Source organism: Salininema proteolyticum (genome assembly GCF_042685645.1).
GTDB classification, from domain to species: domain Bacteria; phylum Actinomycetota; class Actinomycetes; order Mycobacteriales; family Micromonosporaceae; genus Salininema; species Salininema proteolyticum.
This window is the reverse complement of sequence record NZ_JBHUNX010000001.1, coordinates 147187-170346: the sequence shown is the minus strand read 5'-3', so window position 1 is coordinate 170346 and position 23160 is coordinate 147187. Positions and strand designations below refer to the sequence as shown.

22 protein-coding genes and 1 tRNA gene are annotated in these 23160 nt (G+C 65.5%); 7 read left to right on the top strand and 16 right to left on the bottom strand.

All coding sequences use genetic code 11. From position 1 onward, the window contains the following. Positions 1-590: 590 nt before the first annotated feature. From ACFTE1_RS00845 to ACFTE1_RS00790, 12 genes are all read right to left on the bottom strand, one after another. Positions 591-953 (bottom strand): histone-like nucleoid-structuring protein Lsr2, encoded by a 363-nt coding sequence (locus tag ACFTE1_RS00845; protein WP_380623165.1) that lies wholly within the window; start codon positions 951-953, stop codon positions 591-593. 760 nt (positions 954-1713) lie between these two features. Then, entirely contained in the window at positions 1714-3222 is a 1509-nt protein-coding gene (lysS, locus tag ACFTE1_RS00840) for a lysine--tRNA ligase (protein WP_380623163.1), read from the bottom strand. Between the two features lie 78 nt (positions 3223-3300). Further along, a complete protein-coding gene (gene amrB / locus ACFTE1_RS00835) occupies positions 3301-4113 on the bottom strand; it encodes an AmmeMemoRadiSam system protein B (RefSeq protein ID WP_380623160.1) in 813 nt (270 codons plus the stop codon). A gap of 24 nt (positions 4114-4137) precedes the next feature. Beyond that, positions 4138-5286, bottom strand: a complete 1149-nt coding sequence (gene amrS, locus ACFTE1_RS00830; protein WP_380623158.1) for an AmmeMemoRadiSam system radical SAM enzyme — start codon at positions 5284-5286, stop codon at positions 4138-4140. Positions 5287-5301: 15 nt separating this feature from the next. Next, positions 5302-5472, bottom strand: coding sequence for a hypothetical protein (locus tag ACFTE1_RS00825; protein WP_380623156.1), 171 nt, complete (start codon positions 5470-5472; stop codon positions 5302-5304). Next, entirely contained in the window at positions 5469-5729 is a 261-nt protein-coding gene (locus ACFTE1_RS00820) for a type II toxin-antitoxin system Phd/YefM family antitoxin (protein ID WP_380623154.1), read from the bottom strand. Before ACFTE1_RS00820 ends, ACFTE1_RS00825 begins: the two co-directional genes overlap by 4 nt. Before the next feature lie 234 nt (positions 5730-5963). Beyond that, a complete protein-coding gene (locus ACFTE1_RS00815) occupies positions 5964-7073 on the bottom strand; it encodes an ABC transporter ATP-binding protein (RefSeq protein WP_380623152.1) in 1110 nt (369 codons plus the stop codon). A 120-nt stretch (positions 7074-7193) separates the two neighbouring features. Beyond that, positions 7194-7868 carry a RibD family protein gene (locus ACFTE1_RS00810; protein ID WP_380623150.1) on the bottom strand — a complete coding sequence of 225 codons (675 nt, stop codon included), beginning with the start codon at positions 7866-7868 and terminating at the stop codon, positions 7194-7196. A 25-nt stretch (positions 7869-7893) separates the two neighbouring features. Further along, positions 7894-8664, bottom strand: coding sequence for an alpha/beta fold hydrolase (locus ACFTE1_RS00805; protein WP_380623148.1), 771 nt, complete (start codon positions 8662-8664; stop codon positions 7894-7896). Continuing rightward, a complete protein-coding gene (locus tag ACFTE1_RS00800) occupies positions 8661-9329 on the bottom strand; it encodes a DUF998 domain-containing protein (RefSeq protein ID WP_380623146.1) in 669 nt (222 codons plus the stop codon). The genes ACFTE1_RS00805 and ACFTE1_RS00800 overlap by 4 nt, the downstream gene beginning before the upstream one ends. After that, a complete protein-coding gene (gene lysX, locus ACFTE1_RS00795; RefSeq protein WP_380623144.1) occupies positions 9322-12651 on the bottom strand; it encodes a bifunctional lysylphosphatidylglycerol synthetase/lysine--tRNA ligase LysX in 3330 nt (1109 codons plus the stop codon). Before lysX ends, ACFTE1_RS00800 begins: the two co-directional genes overlap by 8 nt. Before the next feature lie 83 nt (positions 12652-12734). Continuing rightward, positions 12735-13061 carry a DUF3817 domain-containing protein gene (locus tag ACFTE1_RS00790; RefSeq protein ID WP_380623142.1) on the bottom strand — a complete coding sequence of 109 codons (327 nt, stop codon included), beginning with the start codon at positions 13059-13061 and terminating at the stop codon, positions 12735-12737. A gap of 60 nt (positions 13062-13121) precedes the next feature. Between ACFTE1_RS00790 and ACFTE1_RS00785 the strand changes: the two genes are divergently transcribed. From ACFTE1_RS00785 to ACFTE1_RS00775, 3 genes are all read left to right on the top strand, one after another. Next, positions 13122-13781 (top strand): ComEA family DNA-binding protein, encoded by a 660-nt coding sequence (locus ACFTE1_RS00785; RefSeq protein WP_380623140.1) that lies wholly within the window; start codon positions 13122-13124, stop codon positions 13779-13781. Positions 13782-13866: 85 nt separating this feature from the next. Next, positions 13867-14700 (top strand): ComEA family DNA-binding protein, encoded by an 834-nt coding sequence (locus tag ACFTE1_RS00780; protein WP_380623138.1) that lies wholly within the window; start codon positions 13867-13869, stop codon positions 14698-14700. Positions 14701-14790: 90 nt separating this feature from the next. Beyond that, a tRNA-Thr gene (locus ACFTE1_RS00775) sits at positions 14791-14866 on the top strand. A 422-nt stretch (positions 14867-15288) separates the two neighbouring features. On the opposite strand, the gene ltrA is transcribed toward ACFTE1_RS00775, so the two are convergent. Continuing rightward, positions 15289-16521, bottom strand: a complete 1233-nt coding sequence (gene ltrA, locus ACFTE1_RS00770; RefSeq protein WP_380618290.1) for a group II intron reverse transcriptase/maturase — start codon at positions 16519-16521, stop codon at positions 15289-15291. 710 nt (positions 16522-17231) lie between these two features. Between ltrA and ACFTE1_RS00765 the strand changes: the two genes are divergently transcribed. Then, on the top strand, positions 17232-18062 hold the full coding sequence (locus tag ACFTE1_RS00765) for a helix-turn-helix domain-containing protein (protein ID WP_380618072.1): 831 nt from the start codon (positions 17232-17234) through the stop codon (positions 18060-18062). Between the two features lie 147 nt (positions 18063-18209). Continuing rightward, complete coding sequence (locus tag ACFTE1_RS00760; RefSeq protein WP_380618073.1) at positions 18210-18617, top strand: RidA family protein; 408 nt, start codon at positions 18210-18212, stop codon at positions 18615-18617. Positions 18618-18800: 183 nt separating this feature from the next. Here the strand turns inward: ACFTE1_RS00760 and ACFTE1_RS00755 are convergent, their stop codons facing one another. Beyond that, positions 18801-19313 (bottom strand): SRPBCC family protein, encoded by a 513-nt coding sequence (locus ACFTE1_RS00755; protein WP_380618074.1) that lies wholly within the window; start codon positions 19311-19313, stop codon positions 18801-18803. Between the two features lie 44 nt (positions 19314-19357). On the opposite strand from ACFTE1_RS00755, the gene ACFTE1_RS00750 reads away from it, so the two are divergent. Beyond that, the gene (locus tag ACFTE1_RS00750; protein WP_380618075.1) at positions 19358-19936 is read left to right on the top strand and encodes a TetR/AcrR family transcriptional regulator; all 579 of its coding nucleotides are present in this window, start codon (positions 19358-19360) and stop codon (positions 19934-19936) included. Between the two features lie 166 nt (positions 19937-20102). Next, positions 20103-21314: a S8 family peptidase gene (locus tag ACFTE1_RS00745; RefSeq protein WP_380618076.1), complete on the top strand. Its 1212-nt coding sequence runs from the start codon at positions 20103-20105 to the stop codon at positions 21312-21314. On the opposite strand, the gene ACFTE1_RS00740 is transcribed toward ACFTE1_RS00745, so the two are convergent. Together ACFTE1_RS00740 and ACFTE1_RS00735 are read right to left on the bottom strand one after the other, a co-directional pair. After that, positions 21311-22516, bottom strand: a complete 1206-nt coding sequence (locus tag ACFTE1_RS00740; RefSeq protein ID WP_380618077.1) for a hypothetical protein — start codon at positions 22514-22516, stop codon at positions 21311-21313. The two genes, ACFTE1_RS00745 and ACFTE1_RS00740, sit on opposite strands and share 4 nt — an antisense overlap. A 71-nt stretch (positions 22517-22587) precedes the next feature. Continuing rightward, the gene (locus ACFTE1_RS00735) at positions 22588-23082 is read right to left on the bottom strand and encodes a hypothetical protein (RefSeq protein ID WP_380618078.1); all 495 of its coding nucleotides are present in this window, start codon (positions 23080-23082) and stop codon (positions 22588-22590) included. Between the last annotated feature and the right edge of the window lie 78 nt (positions 23083-23160).

Genomic DNA, 23160 nt, shown 5'->3' with positions numbered 1-23160 from the left:
GAGCTTGGAAAACGGCTTCCTCGGCGTGGCGCCGCGGCGATCGGGGCCGATCGCCGGCCCGGGCGCGGCGGTTCCCTCTTCGAGAGGACGCTCCGGTCCGGGCGCCCCGCCGGTTCGGTGACGGCGTTTTGGTCCGGGAGCCCTCACCGGATCGGAGACGGCGATCGGGTCCGGGATCCCCTGCCGGTTCGGAGACGGCGTTCCGGTCCGGAGGCGGGGCGGCGTTCCGGACACAGTACAGCCGCGCCCTCGAAATGACAACGTCCGCAGCGCCCTCCCGCCGCCCCCATAGGCCGTCCCCATAGAGAACTAAACGCCCACGACGCCCTCCTCGCCGCCCTCTGAGGCACTCTCAGTGCCGCCCCCATAGAGAACTAGAGGGAAAAGGACATCGCCGACAAACTCCCCCGGCCGCGCCGAAGTGGAAGGCCCCTCCGGCTGCGCCCCGGCGTCTCCCTGTCCGCTCCCCGGCGGCCCGCTTCGCCTCGGCCTTCCGGCCTCGAAAAAGACAATGTCCCGGTCTCCGCACACGGGGGCGTGCAATGACCGGGACGGAAGCCCTGAGCGCGTGGCGCTGCGCAGAAGAACCCTTAGGAGCTCTTCTCCGCGTGGTAGGCGGCGACGACGTCGCCGGGGATGCGGCCGCGGGGGGCGATCTTCATGCCCTTGTTGGCCGCCCATTCGCGGATCGCGCGGTTCTGCTCGCGGTCCACGACCGGGGTCTGACGGCGGGCGTTGCCACGCCGGCGGGCGCCGCGGCCGGGGTCGACCGTGTAGCGTCCGAGCCGGGTGCCGGCCGCCTGGTACTTGGCCAGGAGGTTGCGCAGCTCATTGGCGTTTGCGGCGGAAAGATCGATCTCGTAGGACTCACCGTCGATGCCGAAGCGGACGGTCTCGTCTCCCTCACCGCCGTCTATGTCGTCGATGAGAATGACTTTGTGTTGTTTAACCATGCTCTTTCCCTTCCAAGGGCCGGAGCGCGCCGATTCGCCGTCTCCGAAAAGGCGCCCCAATTCATCGTTCAATCCCATAAATCGGACCGGACCTTGTCTGATTACACGAGGCCATTTTTATTGTTTGCTTTGGATGATATCCGCTTCCTTCGGAACGCCTTTGTCTGGGGTCGGGTATTCCCGTCCGCTACAGCGGGACCGGCGGCCTCGCAACGTATTAGGTGCACACGCGAGGCCTCCTCTACCCCCTCCGATTTTCCGCTTCGACATCGTTCAATGACTTTTGGGAAAGGGGAGCGCGAAAGGAGCAGCGACGGATTGATTACTATTTGGACGGTCGTCGCGGGGCAGCCTCTGCACAGGACCCGTAAGGAACTCGTGTACGCCGGATACTAAAGAAGGCCGGGGGCCTACGCCCCCGGCCTTCCCTCGGTCGTTCGCCGGTCCCCACTCTTCCGTCCAGAGCGCCTGCGGCGCTCCGGGATCGGAGGTCGGCCCTCCGTCCGATTCGCGGGTGGGGCGCTGTGCCAGCGCCGCCTCCGCGATCGGCCCGGCCCGTCGCCTCGCCTGTCCGGCGGGGCAGGGCCGCTCTTCCCCGGACGGGGCGCGGACGCCGAATGGGCCGACGCCGCCCGGTGACCGCTGGTCGCCGATCCCGGTTCGGGACCGGCGGTTCCGCCCGGAGCCCCTGTTCGGCCGACGGCTCCGGCCGCCGGGCCAATGGACCCCGTAGTTCTTCCCGCCGGATCAGCGGGTTCTGCTATTCCTCCCGCTTGTTCAGCGGGAAGAGGATCGTCTCGCGAATCCCCAGGCCCGTCAGGGCCATCAGCAGGCGGTCGAGCCCCATGCCCATGCCGCCGGTCGGCGGCATGCCGTACTCCATCGCGCGCAGGAAGTCCTCGTCGACGGTCATGGCCTCGTCGTCGCCCTTGGCCGCCAGGCGGGCCTGCTCCTCGAAGCGCTCCCGCTGGATCACCGGGTCGACCAGTTCCGAATAGCCCGTGGCGAGCTCGAAGCCGCGCACGTACAGGTCCCACTTCTCCGTCAGGCCCGGCTCGGTCCGGTGCGGGGCGACGAGCGGAGAGGTGTCGGCCGGGAAGTCCATGACGAACGTCGGCTCGTGGAGCTTGTCCGCCACCAGGTGCTCGAAGATCTCCTCGGAGAGCTTGCCGTGGTTCCACACCGGGTCCACGCCCAGATCGATCTTCTCGGCGATCTCCTTGAGCCTCTCAAAGGGAGTGGCCACGGAGACCTCCTCGCCGAGGGCCTCGGAAATCGCACCATAGAGAGTGATGCGCTTCCATTCCCCGCCCAAATCGTATTCGGAGCCGTCGGTCAGCGTGACGCTCGTGGACCCGAATACGGATTCGGCGGCGCCGGTAATCAGACGCTGCGTCAATTCCGCTACGGTGTGGTAGTCGCCATAGGCGTGGTAGGACTCCAGCATCGCGAATTCGGGCGAATGCGAGGAGTCCGCACCCTCGTTGCGGAAATTGCGGTTGATTTCGAAGACGCGGTCGATCCCGCCCACCACGCAGCGCTTGAGATAGAGCTCGGGAGCGATGCGCATGTACAGGTCGATGTCGTAGGCGTTCATGTGCGTGACGAACGGGCGGGCCGTCGCCCCGCCGGGCTGGACCTGCAGCATCGGCGTCTCGACCTCGACGAAGTCCTCGTCGTGCAGCTGGTCGCGCAGCGAGCGGACCACCTGGGCGCGGTTGCGCGCGTTCTGGCGGGCCTCGGGGCGCACGATGAGGTCGACGTAGCGCTGCCTGACGCGCGTCTCCTCGGCCAGCGGCTTGTGCGCCACCGGCAGCGGCCGGAGGCTCTTGGACGTGATCTCGAAGGATTCGGCCATGATCGACAGCTCGCCGGTCTTGGACGACACGACCTCTCCGGTCACGCCGATGTGGTCGCCGATGTCGACCAGGCGCTTGAAGTCGCCGAGGGACTCCTTGCCCAGCTTGCCCTGGGAGAGCATGGCCTGGAACTCGGTGCCGTCGCCGGCGCGGAGCCGCGCGAAGCACAGGCGGCCGGCGACGCGCACGAAGATGACGCGGCCGACGGTCGAGGCGTTGTCGCCGGAGCTCTCGCCGGGCTCCAGGTGTCCGTACTGCTCGCGGAGCTGGGCCAGGGAGTGGGTGCTGGGGTAGCCGAGCGCGTAGGGTTTCTTCCCGGCCGCGATGATCTCGTCGCGCTTGTCGCGGCGGATCTTCATCTGCTCGGGAAGGTCTTGTTCGATTTCAGGAGTCTCATTCTGCTCGGTCACCTCTACAGGATAGAGGCGCGCCGCGATTAAACGCCAATCAATAGCCGGGTGTCGTATCGCATCCCACAGACGATCCGCTCACCGGTTCCGGGCGTCTGCCCGCTCGAAGGCGAAGGCGGGGTATCCGACCACACGGTCGGGTGATCCGGAGGTGTCGGCGGAGGTGCCCAGGCGCAGTCGGCGCGCGGCCAGGCCGGTCCGCTTCGCCCAGGCCAGGAGCCCGCGCAGCGCGAAGATTCCGCAGGCGCGCTCGACGGGGATCCGCTCGGGTTCCAGAGCCAGGATCGCCTCGGCGGTCTCCTGGTCGAGGCTCGTGGCGGTGTCGATGTCGTGGTAGTGCGAGAGGTCGGTGGAGCAGAGCACGAGCGGCCGGTCGGAGGGCGAGTCCGCGACGAGGCGCTCGATGAGGTCGGCGGTGTCGTCGGTGCCGCTCATGCCGACGGCCACGGGCGTGATGGTGGCCGTCGAGGGCAGGATGCTCTGCAGGAACGGCAGCTGGATCTCCAGCGAGTGCTCGTTGGCGTGCGGTTCGCTCTGCGCGGCGACGGCCTCGGTGGGGGCGAGCGTCATGCCGCCCAGCGGCGTCACCCAGGTCGCGGCGGGGCTGGCGGCGGCGCCGCGCAGCGGGTACTGGTGGCTGGGTCCGAGGATGATGACGTGGTCGACCTCGGCGGCGTGGCGGGCGATGCGCGCGTAGGACTCGGCGGCGACGGCTCCGGAGAAGCGCAGTCCGGCGTGGGGCACGATGTACGCCTCCGCGAGCGGGCCGTCGTCTTCGGGAACGGTGACGCCGTCGAGCAGGGTGCGGACGGTGGCTCGCAGCGGCTCGGGCTTCGCCGGGTAGAAGAGACCCGCCACGGCGGGCGGGCGGAAGGCGATGGTCTCGGTCATGGCGGTGGTTCTTCCCAGTCGCGTTCAGGCTCGGTCGGTGGGCGCCGCGGAGATCCGGACTGGCCGTCTCCGCTGCCCCCACGTACCGGGGAGGTCGAAGCCGGCGGGGGGATCGAAACGCCCGGGCAGGGTGTGGCCGCAGTGGCGGCAGTCTCCTCCGGGTTCGAGTTCGTAGGCGAGGATACGGTACCAGTCGCGGACTATGACGGCGGTCCCGCAACTCGGGCAGTAGGTGGTCTGTCCTTCCACGTCGTGGACGTTTCCGGTGTACACGAAGTTCAGGCCCTCACCGAGGGCGATGTCGCGGGCGCGCCTGAGGGTGCTGGGCGGGGTGGGCGGGACGTCCATCATCTTGAAGTCGGGGTGGAAGGCGGTGAAGTGGAGCGGCACGTCGGGGCCGAGGTTGTCTCGGATCCAGCGGCTCTCTTCGCGGATCTCCTCGTCGCCGTCGTTGTGGTCGGGGATGAGGAGTGTGGTGATCTCGGTCCAGACGTCCGTTTCGTGGACGAGGTACTCGAGGGTGTCGAGGACGGTGCGGAGGTTGCCGAAGGCGATCTTCTTGTAGAAGTGCTCGGTGAAGCCCTTGAGGTCGATGTTGGCGGCGTCGGCGTGGCGGTAGAGCTCTTCGCGGGCGCCGGGCTCGATGTATCCGGCGGAGACGACGACGGACTTGAGGCCCAGGTCGTGGGCGGCCCGGGAGGTGTCGTGGGCGTACTCGGTGAAGATGGTCGGGTCGTTGTAGGTGAAGGCCAGGGAGGCGCAGTCGAGTTCACGGGCCGTGGAGGCCAGGTCGCGGGGGAAGGCCGACGAGGTGAGGGTGTCGATCTCGCGGGATTTGGAGATGTCCCAGTTCTGGCAGAAGCGGCAGCCGAGGTTGCAGCCGGCGGTGCCGAAGGAGAGGACGGGCGTGCCGGGGATGAAGTGGTTGAGCGGCTTCTTCTCGATGGGGTCGATGCAGAAGCCGGAGGAGCGGCCGTAGGAGGTGAGGACGATCTGGTCGTCTTGGCGGGCCCGGACGAAACAGAATCCCCGCTGGCCTTCGCGCAGTCGGCAGTGGCGGGGGCAGACGGTGCACTCGATGCGTCCGTCGTCCAGCTTGTGCCAGTGCTCGGTGCCGACGGTGAACTCGTCGGTGTCCGGCACTGCCGGGCGCGGCACTGCGACCTGTGTCATACCTTCAAGCTTAGGTCAGAACCGCTCGTCGGGCCAGGCCCCGATCCGCGGTGGACGGCCGATGCCCTCGAAGAGTCCGCGAACGGCCTCTGTCATCAGGTGGTCCATGCGCTTGGTCTTCTTGCGTCCGGTCTCGGCCCGGTTGGCGCGGTCTTCCCAGCCCTCTCCCGAAAGGTCGGTCTTCACTCGGCGCCCTCCACGTCGATGAACGCGTGGACGGCCCCTCCGCCGTTGTCCATCTGGGAGATCGACCGCATCAGCCGACCGGCGTTGCGCGGGGACCGGAGCAGGAAGACGGTTTCCTGCCAGGCCTCATAGTCGTCCTCGGACATGAGGACCGCATTGCCCTGCACCGAGGCGCCCCTGACCGGAACCCGCTCATCGTTCACCTTCTTGATCAGTGAATGCAGGTCTTTCCCAGCCTGGCTCGCGGTAATGGTCATGCACCCTCCTCAACCGCATGGAACGGAATACCGCCCATTGTCCGTACGTGAACAGGTACCAGAATTTCGGGACAGAGGCGAGTCCAAGTCCATCGGCCGCATCCGGTCATCTTTCAGAAGCGTCGTCGCAAGCACGGCGACCGGCCATCAGCTCTTCGCACGGCAGAGAGCCGCCGGGTGCCCGGAGGTGTTCTCCGGGCACCCGGCGGCTCTGTGTGTGGGGGCCGCGAGCGCCTAGTTCAGGCGCTTGCCGGTGGAGGCGCTGAAGACGTGCTCCTTGCCCGTTTCGGGCACGATCCGGATCTTCTCGCCCAGACGCGGCACGGCGTGGGAGTCGCAGCGGACGGTCAGGCGCTCGCTGTCGTGCTCCCCCGCCAGGGCGCCGCCGGCCGCTTCGGCCGGGGCTCCGTAGATGAAGGCCTCGCTGCCGAGCTCCTCGACCAGCGACACCTCGATCTCCAGGCCCTCGTCCTCGGCCTCGGAGATGCGGCAGTGCTCGGGGCGGATGCCCACGGTGACGCTCTTGTCGGAGCCCAGCGCGGAGCGGGTCTCGGGCGTCAGCGGCAGCTTGCTCTTGCCGAACTCGACGCCCTCTCCGCTGACGGCGAGCGTCGCGAGGTTCATGGCCGGGGAGCCGATGAATCCGGCGACGAAGACGTTCTCGGGGTTGTCGTAGAGCACGCGCGGCGAGTCGCACTGCTGCAGGAGGCCGTCCTTGAGCACCGCGATGCGGTGGCCCATCGTCATGGCCTCGATCTGGTCGTGGGTGACGTAGACGGTGGTCGTGCCGAGGCGCTGCTGGAGCGAGGCGATCTGCGAACGCGTCTGCACGCGCAGCTTGGCGTCCAGGTTGGACAGCGGCTCGTCCATGAGGAAGACCTGCGGCTCGCGCACGATGGCGCGGCCCATGGCGACGCGCTGGCGCTGTCCGCCCGACAGGGCCTTGGGCTTGCGGTCGAGGTAGCCCTCGAGGTCCAGGAGCTTGGCGGCGTCGGTGACGCGCTCGCGGATCTGGGCCTTGGGGGTGCCCTTGAGCTTGAGGGCGAAGCCCATGTTGTCGAAGACGCTCATGTGCGGGTAGAGCGCGTAGTTCTGGAAGACCATCGCGATGTCGCGGTCTTTGGGTTCGAAGTTGGTGACGTCGGTGTCGTCGATCCAGATGGAGCCGGAGGTGACTTCCTCGAGTCCGGCGAGCATGCGCAGGGAGGTGGACTTTCCGCATCCGGAGGGCCCGACGAGGACGAGGAACTCGCCGTCCTGGATGTCGAGGTCGAGCTCGTCGACGGCGGGGGTGTCCGATCCGGGGTACAGGCGGCTGGCGCCCTTGTAGCTCACGGTGGCCATGGTCGCTACTTCCTTTCACTGGCAGGTACGTGCCAGACGATCCGTTGTGCAAAGGAATCCGTCCGCCTCGGCGAAGAGGTGAACGTTTCTTCAATTGTTTCCCGGATCATAGCCCACCGGTCAGGCCCCGTCGTCCCCAGGGGCCTGGAGTTTCAGGAGCGCGACCGTCCCGACCTGGCGCGTCTCTATGAGCTCCAGGCGGTTGTCCTTGTCGAAGGCGAAGCGGCCGTCCCCGACGAAGCGGGGCGCGAGGGAGTCGCCGACGAAGAACGGGGCGACGGCCAGGTGGAGTTCGTCGACGAACCCGGACGTGAGGAAGGAGGTGTGGACGCCGCTGCCGCCTTCGACGAGGAGCCGGGCGACGCCGGTCTCCTCCAGGTCGTTCAGGAGGGTGGCCAGGTCCTCGGCCTCCCGGACCTCGGAGACCTCGCCGAGCATCTCGCGGACGCCCTCGGCGGACTCGGCGTCGGTGTAGACGATCTTCTCCGAGTCCCCCTCGGTGAAGAAGGCCGCGTCGGGGTCGAGGTCGCCGTGGGTGAGGACGACCTTCGCCGGCTGCGCGGACTTCCCCGAGGCCTGGCGCATCTGGACGCGCTCGGGCGAGCGCACCAGCAGCCGCGGGTTGTCGGCGCGGACCGTGCCGGCCCCGACGAGGATCGCGTCGGCCGTGGCCCGCAGGCGGTCTACGCGGTCGAAGTCGGCGGCGTCGGAGAGCATCAGCCGGTTCGGGGTCGTGTCGTCGAGGTATCCGTCGAGGGACATCGCCGCTGACAGGATGACGTGGGGCTTCTTCATCGCTTCTCCTCTGGGGCCGGTGGTGTCACAGCGAGGTGCCGAGGGACCGCGCCCTCACGCGGCGCACCGCCCACTCGACCATGTCGGGCCGGTCGATGTGCATGAGGTGTCCGGATCCCTTGACCTTCTCAGTCTGCCCTTCGGGGAAGAGTTTAGCCAGGTCTTGGTGCCAGGCGGCCCATTTCCTGGCGTGGCGGTCCTCCTTGCCCCAGCCCTGGGCGCTGAGGACGACGACCGGCGCTTCGGGGCTGACCAGCGAGTACTTGCGCATACGCTGGAGTTCCGCGGCCTGGGCGCGGTAGGCGATGAGGTCGGCGGCGGCCGAGACGGTCGACCGGACGTCCCCGTAGTCCTTCGCCGCGCCCTTCCTGTCCCCTGCGGGGAGCCGGCGCCGGGCCGCCAGGCGGTTGGACGCCCGCCATACCGCCGGGCCGAGGAGCTTCGGCGCCCCGGTCTTGCCGATGCCGTTCAGGACGGTCCTGGTGAGGGAGAAGGTCCGCCGGGCGGCGTCGTAGCCCTCGGTCTCGCCCTGGGTCACCGACGGATCGACCAGCACCAGGCCGGCGACGGGGTGGCGCCGCGCGTAGGCCTCGGCGGTGAAGGCGCCCATGGAGTGGGCCACGATCAGCGGGTCCCGGCCGGCCTCGGCCCGCACGTGCGCGACCTCGTCCTCCAGTGTAGGCAGCCCGTCCTGTTCCAGGCGGTCGACGACGACCGCGTCCAGGCTCCGCGCCAAGGGGTTCCAGGCGTGGGCGCTGCCGCCCAGCCCGGGAACGATGATCACCTGTTCCGTCATCTCTGCCTTTCAGGGGTAGTCGCCGCGGACGGGGTCTCCACCGGCGTTAGCCGTGCCCGCCATGCCGCCCACAGGAGCCAGAGGCCCATGAGCGCTAGCTGTCCTCGTTGCACCGCTCCCAGTATTCCAGTGGGCCACAGCGCGTCAATGGACGTCCAGATCGAACTGCCCACGACCAGCACCGCGAGCGCGACGCTCACCGTGTCGCGCCAGACCCACGCGGCCAGGACGGCCGCGGCGACGAGTCCGGCCGCCGCGATCGAGGAGGTGACGACGTGTCCGCCGTGCCGCCAGGAGAGCGTCCCGGCCTCCTCTCCCGCCGCGCACCACCGCTGCACCGACGTCGCGCAGTCCATGGGCGTGATGGTCGCGTCCAGGAACGTGAACGCGCCGAAGACCAGGATGCCGACCCAGATCCAGCGCCAGGTCCGTCCCGCCTTGGCGAGGAACAGGGCCGCGGCGACGGCGGCGATGCCGGTGAGCATGTCGCCGAGCCGGAACAGCCACGAGTAGCGCTGGGTCCGGGCGGCCAGTTCGGAGGCGAATCCTTCGACCGGGTCGACCGCGGGGTCGAGCCACGGCCCCAGGAGCCAGCTGGAGTAGAGGGCCGCGGCGAGCGCGAGGAGTCCCGCCGCCCACCAGGCCCGCGCTTTGGCCTCAGCCATGGGGCTTCACCATCGGGAACGGGAGCGTGTCGCGGATGCCCTTGTCCGTCAGGAGCATGACGAGACGGTCGACGCCGATGCCCAGTCCTCCGCTCGGGGGCATGGCGTACTCGAGGGCCTCCAGGAAGTTCTCGTCCAGTTCCATGGCCTCGGGGTCTCCCCCGGCGGCCTTCAGGGACTGGTCGGTGAGCCGGCGGCGCTGTTCGATCGGGTCGACGAGCTCGGAGTAGGCGGTGCCGATCTCGGTGCCGAAGGCGACGAGGTCCCAGCGTTCGGCCAGGCGCGGGTCGTCCCGGTGCTCCCTGGTCAGCGGGGAGACCGACGCGGGGAAGTCGGTGTAGAAGGTCGGGCGGAGCGTCTCGTGCTCGACAAGGCGCTCGTACATCTCCAGGACCAGGTCGCCCTCGCCCCATTTGGGGTCGTAGGGGATGTCCTTCTCGTCGCAGATCCTCCGCAGCTCTTCGGCCTGGGTGCCCGGTCCGACGTCGCGGCCGAGCGCATCCGAGATGGCGGTGAACACCGGCACGACGGGCCACGGGTCGGCGAGGTCGTACTCCACGCCGTCCTTGGTGAGGACCGTCGTTCCGAGGGCCGCTTCGGCGGCGCCCCGGATGAGGCGCTCGGTCAGGTGCCGCATGGTCGTGTAGTCGGCGTAGGCCTGGTAGGCCTCCAGCATGGTGAACTCGGGGTTGTGTTTGAAGGAGACGCCTTCGTTGCGGAAGTTGCGTCCCAGTTCGAAGACGCGCTCCACTCCCCCGACGCACAGGCGCTTCAGGTACAGCTCGGGCGCGATGCGCAGGTAGAGGTCCATGTCGTAGGCGTTGATGTGGGTCTGGAAGGGGCGCGCGTTGGCGCCGCCGTGGATGGCCTGCAGGATGGGCGTCTCGACTTCCAGGTAGTCCTGGCGGCGCAGTTCGTCCCGCAGGGCGTTGAGCGTCGCGGTCCTCTGCCTGAGCAGGTCCCGGGCCCCGTCGTCCATGATGTACGTCAGGTAGCGCTGGCGGACCCTCGCCTCGGGGTCGGTCAGTCCCTTCCACTTGTCCGGCAGCGGCCGCAGGCACTTGGCCGTCAGCGTCCACTCCTCGGCCCGGACCGACAGCTCGCCCTTGCGGGACCGCACGACCTCGCCGTGGACGCCGAGGTGGTCGCCCACGTCGACGGTCCGCTTGAACTCGGGGTCGTCGACGACCATCAGCTGGAGGGTCCCGGACCAGTCGCGCAGCTGTGCGAACGACAGTCGGCCGTGGTGGCGCAGCAGCATGACTCGGCCGGCGACGGACACGGTCTCGCCGCTCTCCTCCCCGGCCTCCAGGCCGTTCCAGCGCTCGCGGACCTTCTCCAGGCTCGGGCCGCGGTCGAAGCCCACGGGGTAGGGGTCGACGCCCTGGGTCCTCAGCCTGCCGACCTTGTTGGCCCGCACGAGGACCTGTTCGGGCCATTCGTGGGTGACGCTCTTGCGCTCCCGTTCGGCGACCGCTTCCAGGGCCGTGTCGAGTCCTTGCAGGGGTGCCAGCAGGGAGCCGTCGGCGATGGAGGTGCGGCGGGCCGGCGGGGAGATGAACCCTTCGGCGATGCCGGCGGCGACGCCGACGCGTCCGAGGGCGCGGCGCTCGCCGTAGACGAGGTAGCGGGGTTCCCAGTCGGGGCGGTACTTGACGTTGGAGCGGTACAGCGACTCCAGCTGCCACCAGTGGGAGAAGATCAGGAGCAGGCGCCTCCAGATCCGGAGCACGGGTCCGGCGCCCAGCCTGGCGCCCTCTTCGAAGACCGCGCGGAACATGGCGAAGTTCAGCGAGACTCTCCGGATGCCCAGGCTCGGGCCCTCCTTGGCGACCATGCTGACCAGGTACTCGGTCAGGCCGTTGTCGGCGCTGCGGTCGCGGCGCATGAGGTCCAGGGAGAGGCCGTCCTTGCCCCAGGGCACGAACGACAGGAGGGCCTTCAGGTTGCCCTCGGCGTCCCTCGCTCGGACCATGACACAGTCGCCGTCGTTGACGTCGCCGAGCCGAGACAGCGCCATGGAGAAGCCGCGTTCGGTCGAGGTGTCGCGCCAGGTGTTCGCCTTGAGGATCGCCTCGGACATCTCCTCTTCGGTCAGGTCGCGGTGGCGTTTGGCGCTGAAGGTGTACCCGGCCCTCTCGATCCTGTTGACGGCCTGGCGGACCGGCTTCATCTCGCGGCCCTCCAGCGTGAAGTCCTTGGTGTGGAGGATCGCCTCGTCGCCGATGTTGAGGACCTTCAGTCCGGCGTCGGCGTAGGCCTGCGCGCCGTCCTGGCTCGCGCCCAGGGCTGCCGGGACCCAGCCGTAGCGACGGATGTAGGTGACCCACGCCTCGATGGCCCTCGGCCATGCGGCCGGGTCGCCCACCGGGTCGCCCGACGCGAGGCACACGGTGCCGACGGTCCGATAGGTGATCGCCGCGCGGCCTCCCGGCTCGAAGACGGCCGCCTTGTCGCGCCTGGTGGCGAAGTAGCCCAGCGAGTCCTCCTGGCCGTACTCGGCCAGCAGGGCCCTGATGCGGACCTCGTCGTCGGACGACAGGGACTCGTGGGCCCTGCGGGAGCGCAGCAGCGTGAAGACCGCCGCGAAGATGGAGATGGCGCCGAAGAGGCCGAGCAGCAGGGTGATCCAGCCGGGTACCAGGCCGTCGTTGACGGCCGACAGACGGAATGCCCCGGCGACGACCTTCTTGACGACGAACTCCAACTGGTCCTCCGGTGCGAGGTCCCCGGGGAACCAGCGCACCAGGAGGCGTCCGATCAGGACGAAGACAGCTCCCAGGCCGAAGAAGACGCCGACCGCGCGCCAGAAGCTGAAACGCTCGACCTTGGCGTAGAACTGCCGGTAGCCCGCGAACAGCAGGATCAGCACCACGAGCGTGATCGTGCCGCCGACCACGGCCCGGGGCAGGATGACCGAGTAGAGGACGTCCGTGTCGCCGTTCTCGACGACCTCCTCGGGGAACGCGAAGATCGCCAGGTAGTTGACGCCGTGCAGCAGCATGCTCAGGCTGAAATAGACCGTCAGGACCCACCACGCGACGCGCTTCCTGCGCGCCACGCCGGCCGCGAAGACGATCAGCAGCGCCGCGTAGGCCAGGTTCGGGGGCGCCGGGAGGATCAGGTCCATCCACTCCTGGATGTGCCCCGTCGTCGTGGTCCGGTGCAGGGAGCGGGCGATGGAGCCCAGCACCGAGAGGCCGGCCACTATGACCAGCAGCCACGACAGGATGGCGGGGATCTTCGCCCGGAAGCCCTCGTCGGGTGGGACGAGGGCTTCGTCGGCCGTAGGGGGACGCAGCGATGCGGTCTGTGGGCTCATACCCCCTATTGTGGTCAATCCCCGCACTCGTGATGTAGTACTCCGGAATGATTCTTCCCGAGGCCCCTATCACGTAGGCATTGTCAGCCGGCCGCGTTGGCGGGCGCCTTCTCCTTGCTTCGCCACCACTTCATGACGCGGCGGTCGTAGTAGAGCGTGAAGAACGGCGGCACGGCGCAGACGAGGCCGATGAACAGCTCCTTCAGGCCCCGGTCGTACTTGCGTGCGATGTAGAGCACGGTCACGATGTAGACCATGAACAGGACGCCGTGGACGGGGCCGAAGATCTTCACCCCGATCTCGTTGCCGCCCCCGAGGTACTTGAAGTACATGCCGATGAGCAGGCCCGCCCAGGAGATCGCCTCGGCGATCGCGGCGGCCTGGAATAGCTTCAATTCGCGCGGAATCACGGCGAAAGCCTATCAAGGGGCCTTGGGTAGTCTGGATCTCAGACATGTGGAAGGATCACCATGAGCGACAACACCCCCGCCAATTCGGACGACGAAGAGTCCAGCGTACCCTGGATATCCTTGGCGTCCCTCGGCTTCGCGACGCCCTTCATCTTCTACAACCTCGCCAAGGGCGAGCCCGATAAGACTTATCTGAAGTGGGCCATCGCCTACGGGGCCGCCGCTCTCCTCACCGTCTGTTCCTTCGGCGTCCTCGCGCCGCTCCTGCTCTTCCCCTGGATAGGCGGCTCGATTCACCTGTTCCTCATCCGTGACGGGCACCTGCCAGGCAAGGGCAAGGCCATCTCCGACTCCGTCAAGTCGATGATCGAGTCCACGACGGCCTCGGCGGACAAGGACCCGGTGGCCGAGGCGAAACGGCTGCGCACGAAGGCGCGCCGCACCGTCGCGAGCGACCCCCTGCTCGCGAAGAAGATGGGCATCGGCCGCCCGGACCTGGACGACCGCGACGCCGACGACGGCGGGCTCATCGACGTCAACAACGCCCCGGCCCAGGCCGTCGAGACGCTGCCCGGCATCTCCGCCCAGACGGCGAAGGACATCGTGGCCCACCGCGAGGCGCACGGGCCCTTCGCCGATGCCGACGAGCTGATCATGTCGGTGTCGGTGAATCCGAAGTTCGAGGCCCAGATGCGCGAGTACACCGTCTTCATTCCCTGAGCCTCGGCCTCCGCCTACGCTCCGCCACTGGACTCCCCGGGAGCCGAAGCGTAACCTGGATCTCAGATTTTCGGAGGGGATCGCCATGGGCGGGAAGGTTTCAGAGACGTCGAACGGGGTGCCTCGCCGGGCGCCCCTCATCGCGTTCCTCACGCTCGGCCTGGCCACTCCGGTGATCTTCTTCCGACTCGGCAAGCGCCACTCCAACGGGACGCTCGCCCAGGCCGGGTTCGTGTACCTCGCCTGCATCGTCGCCACCGTCTCCAGCGTCGGCATCTTCTGGATGCTCATGGCCGTGCCGTGGGTCGTGGGCACCGTGCACCTCTACCGGCTTCGCGAGGGTCTTATTGCCGTTCCGGAGGCCCCGACCGCCGATACTCCGGACGCCGCCGCCCGGGCCCTGGCCGCTGATCCCGAGGACCGGGCTCCGACTCCCCCGACTGCGGCCGCCGCTCCCGAATCTCCGACTCCCGTCGGCCCTGCCGATGCTTCCGAGTCCCCTGCTCCCGCCAGCTCGACCGCTCCCAATTCGACCACCGCCACCGAGGCCCAGTCCCCAACCGTGCCGGCCGCACGGCGCGCCGCCGAGGCCGGCCGGTCCGATACCGCCGACGCGAAGCGTCGGCGGAGGATCGCCCGCCGCACCGTGGTCGAGAACCCCTCCCATGCCAAGGACATGAGGATCGGCCGACCGGATCTCGACCGTAAGATCCACGACGGCGGGCTCGTCGACGTCAACAGCGCCCCGGCCGAGGTGATCGCGACTTTGCCGGGGCTGACCCCCGACGTCTCTCGGGCCATCGTCGCCCACCGTTCCGAGCACGGTCCCTTCGACGACGCCGACGATCTGATCAGGTCCGTCCCGATCGTTCCGGAACCCACCCCGCAGTTGCGCGTGTACGCCGTCTTCGTCCCCTGAGCTGGCCGCGCGGAGCCTGTTGCGGCGAGCACCACTGCGGGCGGGCTCACCCGTGGACGGCTTCCGGGCGATGTATTATGGGGCCACCATGCCGCCCTGGCGCAATTGGCAGCGCAACTGTCTTGTAAACAGTAGGTTAGGGGTTCGAGTCCCCTGGGCGGCTCCACGGACACCTATTCATCGAGGCCGATCACCGGAGCTTCCGGGGTCGGCCTTGTTCTTTGTCGCAATGCCGACATGTCCCCTGCCGGAACCCTGACGTGACAGATCTTCCCCGACTCCCGATCTGACGTGACAGCAATTCTCCACGGCTCGCGGCACCCCACCCTGTCACCCCCAGGAACAGGCGCGATACCGCCTGACATGACAAGCCGACGACCATATAGGTCCTATTGGTGAAAAACCGGTACCAGTACCGGAGAATCAACGAAAAAATGGGAAGGAAAACCGGGGAGAATCCCGTAACCCGACTGTGCCTCGCTCGTTGAACAGGCCGTACACAGTCGGGTGGCGCGGCGGAACCTCCCCGCCGCGCTCCCACAGATCCGGACGTGACACTCTCGCGTCATCCGGCTCCTGCAACACCGGTCAGCGTGCCATTCTCGTCACCCAACGCCAATGCTCGAAATAGGCGGGGTACTCCTCGACGACTTGACACCAGCGGCGGATAAACCGCTTCCAGCTCCGAAACCGTCGATACTTTTTCCTCACCCACTTCGCCAGCATCGCGTTCAACTGTCCCAGAAGCGGATAGAGCTCGGAGCGACCGAATGACCCGTAATAGTTCATCCAGCCCCGAACGATCGGGTTGACCAACCGGGCGATCTCATCGAACCCCCGATCGGTTCGCCTGCCGATCCGCCAAGACCGCATCACCTGCGACATCCGTTTACGCGCCGCTCTACTGACAGCAGGCGAAAACGTCGTCATCCGCTCCCCGTCCCGGCGCCATCCTCCCGGCCTGCACCGGAAATCGAACCCCAGGAAAGTAAACGACCGCGGGCCACTCCATCGAACGTCGCGGTCATTTCCGCAGTAGACGATACGAGTCTTCTCCGGATGGAGCCGCAAACCCACCTCGGTCATCCTCACCTCCAGCGAAGCCAGGACTTTCTCCGCCTGACGCTGCGAAACGCAGTGAATCACCACGTCATCGGCGTAACGCTCGAACATGACCATCGGATGGGCACGTTCCAGCCAGGAATCCAGCGCCCAGTGCAGGAACAGGTTCGCCAACACCGGCGAGACCGGTCCCCCTTGCGCCAGCCCCCGTTCACGCGGTGCAACATCCCCGTCGGCATCGATGACCTCGCAGGCCAGCCAGCGGCGCACATAAAGCACCACCCAAGACGGAAGCCCAAGGGCCTCCACCGCCTTCACCAGCAGGTTCCAGTCCACCTCGTCGAAGAACGAGGCGATATCAACATCGACCACCCAAGACCGTGACCAGCACCGATCCCGGCAAACCTTCACGGCCTCCTTCGCTGAACGGCCCGGTCGAAACCCGTAGGAGTCGGAGTGAAACAGAGGTTCCACCACCTCCTCAACACGCTTCGCCACCACCGTCTGAGCGATCCTGTCGGCCACAACAGGTATGCCGAGAACCCGCCGACCACTGCCTGCGGGCTTCGGTATGGACACCGACCGAACCGGCTTAGGGAAATACGATCCCGACGCCATGCGATTCCAGATCTTGTACAGGCCTCCCTGCAGTGTCTTCGCATCACGACCGAAATCGTCGATCCCCACGCCGTCGGCTCCGGCGGCTCCGCCGTTACGGGCCACCGCCAACCAGGCGGCCCATACCTCCTCCCGGGACACGTCAAAAGGCTTCCCGGTCGCTGACCGTGATTCACTCACGGGGTTCCTCCCATCGCTGGTTGACCCAGTAATCTGAATCTGTATTGCCGGTCCCCTTCGCTCCACTCCCACCGCGCCAGCAAGAGGTTCGCCACTACTACGAGACCGTCCGCAATCCCCTGCCCGCATCGGTACTCGATTCCTCGCCGGCTAAGGCTCGGAACACTCCCTTCGCATCGAGCGAGGATCTTCCCACGTTCCATGCAGCCGCAGCAGACTGCGTTCACGCCCCCTTTACGCCGGATGCCGCCTGGCCAGTAAACGGGTTTCTGCCAGACTCCTCCCAGCCTCTTTTCGACAGGCCGGTTTTGACATCAGTTCAACGCTTTTCGACGCTTCAAACAGGGCCCCAGCCAGAGTCTCTGACACTGGATTTCACGCAACGTCTCCGCAGTCCCCACCTGACAGCTCAACGCTGCCTTCTAAACGTATCGCTCACCACAGTCCCGTTACCGGTCATGCAGCATACGCCGGTTTGAGACCCCCTCCCGAAAGGCGATCTCGGAGGGCCAACCTCCATCAGCTACACAGCACCTCGAAAACAGTTACATCACCACCTTCGAGTCCGTGGCACACCAGAAAAGGCGCCCAGGCGGTAGTCGGCAAACTTCTCCTGGACGCCAACACAAAACCACCTGCTTTCGCAGGCAGAAAGGTACGGCGATCCTAACATGTTCCAGCAGCTGGTGGCCGCATGCCGCGAGTACCCCGTCCACGGCCGCGAGAAGGCCTTCCTCAACGGCGTCGCCTCCTTCGCCGACGAGAACGGATTCATCCCCCGCACCTCGAATCAGCAGTTGGCGCACTGGACGGGCTTCTCAGTCCGCACCGTCCAGCGGGCCGTCGGCGACCTCGAAAAGCGGGGCGTTCTCGTCCGGCACCGGCGCCACAACAACGCCAACGCATTCACCATTTTGATCGACCCGGCGTCGGGAGGCCTCCGGGCCGCAGACCAGAACAGCCGCAGGCCCTCCGTTCCCCCGCAGCCCGCTCCGGCGCCCGTCGCCGAACCACGGCCCGCCTCGCCACAGGCCGCCCCTCGTCCGGAACTCCCTGCCCCGCAACCCGATGACGAGCCGGAGAAGGTCGCCCCGATCACCCCGACCACGTCCCACATCGGTACGCGCTGGGGCATCTACGGCAACGGCCTGACCTTCATCGACGCCCAGATCCGGGATCTGCTCTCGCGCGGCTGGACGCAAGCCACGCTCGACAAGGCCCTCGGTTCCCGCACCGACGACGTGAAGCATCCCTTCGGCGTCATCCGCCACCGGCTGGAGAACCTCACCAAGCGCAAGCCGCCCACCGAGTCCGGCGACATGCCGAGGCACAAGTTCAAGTGCTGGACGTGCGGCGTGCCCACCGACAACCAGTCGAGGTCCTGCGAAAGCTGTGCGGCCGAACGCGCCGAAGCGAAGCCCAAGAAACGCGGCTGGCGGGAGATCAAGGCGATGATCGAGGCCACCGCCGAGGCCAAATCCGATCCAGACGCCGAAGGCTAGGCTGCAAGCCGTCGCAACGGACCGCCCGGCAACGGCCGCACCGACACACGTCGAACCCGGTTCACCGGTGTCACCGGATGGCCAGGGCCACAAGAGGACACATGAGACAATGGCCCGGCCGAACACACACTAGATCAGGGGCCGACCATGTCTGAGACCGTTTCCCTCATCCGTTCCAATAAGCTGTCCGACGCCGCCGAGTACGCCTACGCCTCCACGGCACCGGCTGACTCGCGGATGATCTTCCTGGCCGGCTCGTGTCCGTTGAACGTCGACGGGTCCACCGCCGGGGTGGGAGATTACGCGGCTCAGGCAGCGAAGTGCATCGAGAACATGAAGACCGCGCTCTCCGAGGCCGGGGCCGACCTCACCAACGTCGTCAGCACCCGCGTGCTCGTCGCCTCGTCGCGGCAGGAAGACCTCGTGACCGCGTGGGAGGTCGTCCGCGACGCCTTCGGTGAGCACGACGTCCCGAGCACTCTGCTCGGCGTGACCGTCCTCGGCTACGACGACCAACTGGTCGAGGTCGAGGGCATCGCCGCCATCCGCGACTGACCGGGGGCCGCAAGAGCCTGACGGCCGTGACGAGCGGCTTGAGCGATTGCAGTACCCACCTGCTCAACGAGCGGCAGGGCCGGGAATCCCGTTCCGAGGAACGGTGCGTCTCAGCCCTGTCGCCATGCCAAGACTCATCGGAATCGCAGTGCCCCACATAGGCGTGTCCCCCGCGCTTACGGCTCACCGTCGCGCCGGATGGCGATCGGACTCGGCCGCTCTCCCGACCAATATCCGCCGCCACAGCCTGACCCAGGCTGACATTCGGTGCGGTTTCGCCGGCTCGCCCGTCGTGTGCCTCTCTGCGTTGTCCATCAGCTGCTCCAGTAGGGCGTCGTGCATCCACCGCACGACCAGCGGCCACAGGACCACCATGCTTCCCTTCATCCCGCCCGTCATCACGTGGGTGATCCGGGCGCCGTGTCCCTCCGATTCCACTCGGAACTCGTGTTCTCCCTGAAGGCCGAAGTCCGGCGCGAATCTGAACCGTACTCTGCGGCCCGGCTCGTACTCGACGACCTCATAGCGGACCGGACCGTGGCCTCCCTCTGAGCCGACCTTCAGCCCGTCGTCAAGGCGGATCGGCCACCAGTCAGAGGTCGGCCAGAGCTTGTCGTCGGCGCTGGCCAGGGTTTCCAGAAGGTCGCTCAGGTTATCCACAGGGGTGTGGACAACCCTCGTGTGCACATTTCTCATGACTCCTCCATACGCTGCCGTATGGTTTTACCATACGGTACCGTATGGGGATGGCGCAAGGCGGGAAACGACTCAAGGCCGACGACTGGGCGCGGGCTGCCCTCGACGCGCTCGCCGATGGAGGGATCGGGGGCGTGTCCGTGGAGCCCCTGGCTCGCAGGCTGGGCACTTCCAAGGGGAGCTTCTACTGGCATTTCAAGAATCGGGACAGTTTGATCCAGGCCGCGATGGAGCTGTGGGAAAAGGTCGGTACCGACGAGGTCATTGCCGAGCTTGAGGACGACAAGGCAGCCTCGCCCCGCGACAAGCTTCGGGCTCTGCTCTCCCGAGTACTGTCGTTCGGCATGGCGAGCCGGATCGAAACTTCGTTGCTGGCCTCCGCCGATCACCCGCTCGTCGGTCCTGTTCTCGAGCGGATCGGGCGGAAACGGATCGGGTATGTGGCCGCTCAGTTCGAGGAGATGGGCATGGCCGGCGAATCGGCGAGGAGTAAGGCCGTGCTGATGGTGAGCGCGTATTACGGCGTCAGCCACGTCAATAGGACGACGCCCGGAGCCCTGCCGGGTGATGACGAGAAGAAGGACGAGTTCGTCGAGCTGGCTCTTCGGAGTCTTCTGGATTGACGGATTCGAAGAGAACCACCTCGCGGATGAGAAGTCGCTCCTACACGAGCACCGAAGGCAGCTAGGAACGATGTCGGAGGCGAAGTCAGGTCCAGACGGCGTTGGAAGTAGCCGCTATGCTGGAGCCGTATCGCCCCCTAAGGCTGACGCTGCGAGGAGTCCCCCGGTGACGACCACCCGACGCCCTAATTTGCTGACCTATGCCGCCCTCTTGCTGGCGGCGCTGATGCTCGTTGCCGTGACGCCGGGCATCGCGAAGGCGCAGCAGAGCCCGGACGAGTACCTACGTGAGCAGAACGAGTGGGTCTGGAAGCAGATCAATGCCGATAAGGCCTGGGAAACCACCAAGGGCAAGGGTGCGACCATCGCAGTGCTGGATAACGGCCTGGGTCTGCATACATACTTCGAGGGCAAGGACATCCTCGAACCCGAACACTTCCGAGGAGGAGACCCTGGAACAGTAGGTAATGGACACGGTGGTTCAGTAGCAGCAGCTGCCCTTCAAATTGCCCCCGAGGCCACCATTATGCCCCTTGTAACCAACGCGCCAGAAGATCTTCCTGAAGAACTTAAGACCTACGGAGAGTCTGCCGTAACTGAGGCAATCTACTATGCCGTCGACAACGGAGCCAATGTGATCAATATGTCCTTTGGGCCACCTGTCGACACCACCCAAGAGAAAGTTCAAGAAGCGCTGCAATACGCCGTTGATCGCGGTGTAGTCACCGTCATTGCGGCTGGAAACGATCCCAATGTCAAGGCCGATCCGATCATGGCTACAGACGGCGTTATCGTGGTTAGCGGTTCCAATCCGCAAGGCACCATCTGGAAAGACAGCTGGCGTGGTGAGGAAGTAACCCTGGCTGCTCCGGGGGATACCCAAACCATCGTCGAATCGGCCTTCGACAACTCCGACAAAAACAACCTCATTGATCCTGAGCCCTCGAATGATTATCGGGAATCACCTGGTACTTCGCTCTCCGCTCCGACGGTTGCGGGAGTGCTCGCACTAATGTTCTCGGCTGACGCGGACCTAGACGGAAACAACGCTATAGAACGCCTTATAAAGACTGCTAGCGGCAACGGCGAATGGAACCCCGAACTCGGATACGGGATAGTCGACGCAGAAGCTGCAGTAAATGCGGACAACATCTCACCCGTAGACTCCAATCCTTTGGGATACCCGTTGGGACAGGCAGGATTGAGCCTGGAAAATGACGCCTCTGACATTTCAGAAAGCGGTACCGACGAAAGTAACCAGACAAGCTCATCCACAGATGAATCTTCCATGATCAGAATCTGGCTGGTCGCTGTGGCAGCAACACTGCTGGCCGCAACGGTCGTCGCCTTCTTGATTCTTAGGCGCAAGAAGGCTTAGTCGTCTCCATATAGATCAAGATCTTCAGTTGGCTCCCAACTCATCTGATCCTCGTACTGCGAGTACGCTCTCCTCCGTTCCTTACGCTCTTCCTCCTCTTCTCGCTGCCGTTGGCGCGCCGTAGACGCGGAATTGCTTTCCTTCGTATCTACGTTGAATCGGGTAGGCTGCCTCGGTTTGTTTCTATTTCCCCCCGACGAAGAAGCAGAGCTCCTGTTGGCATTTGACTGTCCAACACCGGTTCCTCGTGAAGAGCTAGCACCACCGGTGCTATTGTTTTTGACCATCCCACCAGCTTGGTGAGGATTCCTGAATCCACCGCCTGCCCCGGTCGTCGAAGGCATTTGACGATTGCCCGTACTGAAAAGGCCACCGCCGACTGCAGGTGCGGCTCCGCCGCCGCTGACAAGAGCCGATGACACCCCACCGGACACAGAGCTGCCGAGAGTCATTCCACCCACGCTTCCACCGCCGGCCAGGCCGCCAGAGGGCTCGAAATCATCATCTTCCTCGTTGAGAGCCCAACCTGCACTCGTCTCTTCCGGCTCGTCAAGAAATTCTGTATCCCCGTCATCGTCACCAAGATCGCCACCTTCTTGGGTCAAACTGCCTGGGGCGCCATAAGACATGTCAGTTGGAGTATCCGTATATGTCGGCGGAGTAGGCTGAACGTATCCTTCACCATCTGATTCATCGGCAGGCACTTCTGGCAACCTTGCTGCCGCATTCTCATACTCCTGGGCAAGCTTGAATACGATTTCAGCCAATCGACTCTTTCGCTTCTCAAGATACTTCTCGTACTCGAGCTTCTCAGAACTAGAACCCGAAAGATGTTTTCCCTCACTACCATGCCGAGCTGCAAGAAATTCGGAAAGGCTAAGATTCTCACGCGGTGATAGATTCGACTCACCGAATTCTCCCAGCTGCTCGGATCCTGTTTTGGCATCACGAATATGCTCTGCAATGCTCGAATGATAATAGTGCCCAAACTCAAAAACTTTGGCACCCCATTGGTCTATGTAGTCGAGCAGCGGCTGCGCACCACCCTCAATAAAGGCTTCAGCTGCGTCTCCCTTCCAGAAATTCCGTAGCTGATCAGCGCTTCTGAATATTCTCTCGCGCATTCCTTCATTGCTTTCATAAAGCCTGATCCACAGATCGCCGCACTGTTCGACCGCAGCTGCGTCAGCTTCGAACAGCATTCGCCAGAGAGTATCGTGGTCCAAATTCTGATAGTAGGACAGATCGTGTTCGAAATTAGCGGACATAACAATCACCTTCGCTTCAGGTCGGAAACGATCTTGTCAACCTCGTCAAACGCAGAATCCAGCTGTTGTATGATCGCGGCAGCATTATCGTCGCCGTCTTCATACCTTTCACGAGCCGCATCCACCTGCTCCGCCAACGTTTCTAGCGATCGCATAAGGTCGTTCATTCTCTTCGCATCTTGAGCGAAAACACGTTCGAAAATGGCCTTGTTCAGCGCAGCCGCTGCGGGGAAGGCGCCAGTTGGTGGATTTCTGGCGTCAATCGGCTCGCCATAATCCATAAACCGGCCACGCATGTCCGTTACCTTTTGATCTACACGACCATCGCGAAAAGAGTGGGCGTTCTGAAGGTAGTCGCCGATTTCGCCACGCATCTGTTCCACGTATCGCGCCATCGCGTCCAAGTCAGCACCAAGTTCGCGGTTTATTACCGAGCCGACCGAGCCGGCTGCCCCGGATACGCCACTCCGATTGGTAACTCCATGATCCTGGTCTGTCATCGAACTTACTCCTTTCAAATTTCCTCTAGCACAAAGTAAACGTGCCATACTCGGATCTCATCACTTCACGCACACTTT

What these genes read in the sequence shown, in the direction of transcription:
- ACFTE1_RS00755 (WP_380618074.1), bottom strand. Translation starts at nt 19,313, where the DNA reads ATGAGAAATGTGCACACGAGGGTTGTCCACACCCCTGTGGATAACCTG.
- ACFTE1_RS00760 (WP_380618073.1), top strand. Translation starts at nt 18,210, where the DNA reads ATGTCTGAGACCGTTTCCCTCATCCGTTCCAATAAGCTGTCCGACGCC.
- amrS (WP_380623158.1), bottom strand. Translation starts at nt 5,286, where the DNA reads ATGACACAGGTCGCAGTGCCGCGCCCGGCAGTGCCGGACACCGACGAG.
- amrB (WP_380623160.1), bottom strand. Translation starts at nt 4,113, where the DNA reads ATGACCGAGACCATCGCCTTCCGCCCGCCCGCCGTGGCGGGTCTCTTC.
- ACFTE1_RS00810 (WP_380623150.1), bottom strand. Translation starts at nt 7,868, where the DNA reads ATGAAGAAGCCCCACGTCATCCTGTCAGCGGCGATGTCCCTCGACGGA.
- ACFTE1_RS00765 (WP_380618072.1), top strand. Translation starts at nt 17,232, where the DNA reads ATGTTCCAGCAGCTGGTGGCCGCATGCCGCGAGTACCCCGTCCACGGC.
- ACFTE1_RS00820 (WP_380623154.1), bottom strand. Translation starts at nt 5,729, where the DNA reads ATGACCATTACCGCGAGCCAGGCTGGGAAAGACCTGCATTCACTGATC.
- ACFTE1_RS00740 (WP_380618077.1), bottom strand. Translation starts at nt 22,516, where the DNA reads ATGCTGTTCGAAGCTGACGCAGCTGCGGTCGAACAGTGCGGCGATCTG.
- ACFTE1_RS00845 (WP_380623165.1), bottom strand. Translation starts at nt 953, where the DNA reads ATGGTTAAACAACACAAAGTCATTCTCATCGACGACATAGACGGCGGT.
- lysX (WP_380623144.1), bottom strand. Translation starts at nt 12,651, where the DNA reads ATGAGCCCACAGACCGCATCGCTGCGTCCCCCTACGGCCGACGAAGCC.
- ACFTE1_RS00750 (WP_380618075.1), top strand. Translation starts at nt 19,358, where the DNA reads ATGGGGATGGCGCAAGGCGGGAAACGACTCAAGGCCGACGACTGGGCG.
- ACFTE1_RS00735 (WP_380618078.1), bottom strand. Translation starts at nt 23,082, where the DNA reads ATGACAGACCAGGATCATGGAGTTACCAATCGGAGTGGCGTATCCGGG.
- ACFTE1_RS00815 (WP_380623152.1), bottom strand. Translation starts at nt 7,073, where the DNA reads ATGGCCACCGTGAGCTACAAGGGCGCCAGCCGCCTGTACCCCGGATCG.
- ACFTE1_RS00805 (WP_380623148.1), bottom strand. Translation starts at nt 8,664, where the DNA reads ATGACGGAACAGGTGATCATCGTTCCCGGGCTGGGCGGCAGCGCCCAC.
- ACFTE1_RS00785 (WP_380623140.1), top strand. Translation starts at nt 13,122, where the DNA reads ATGAGCGACAACACCCCCGCCAATTCGGACGACGAAGAGTCCAGCGTA.
- ACFTE1_RS00780 (WP_380623138.1), top strand. Translation starts at nt 13,867, where the DNA reads ATGGGCGGGAAGGTTTCAGAGACGTCGAACGGGGTGCCTCGCCGGGCG.
- ACFTE1_RS00800 (WP_380623146.1), bottom strand. Translation starts at nt 9,329, where the DNA reads ATGGCTGAGGCCAAAGCGCGGGCCTGGTGGGCGGCGGGACTCCTCGCG.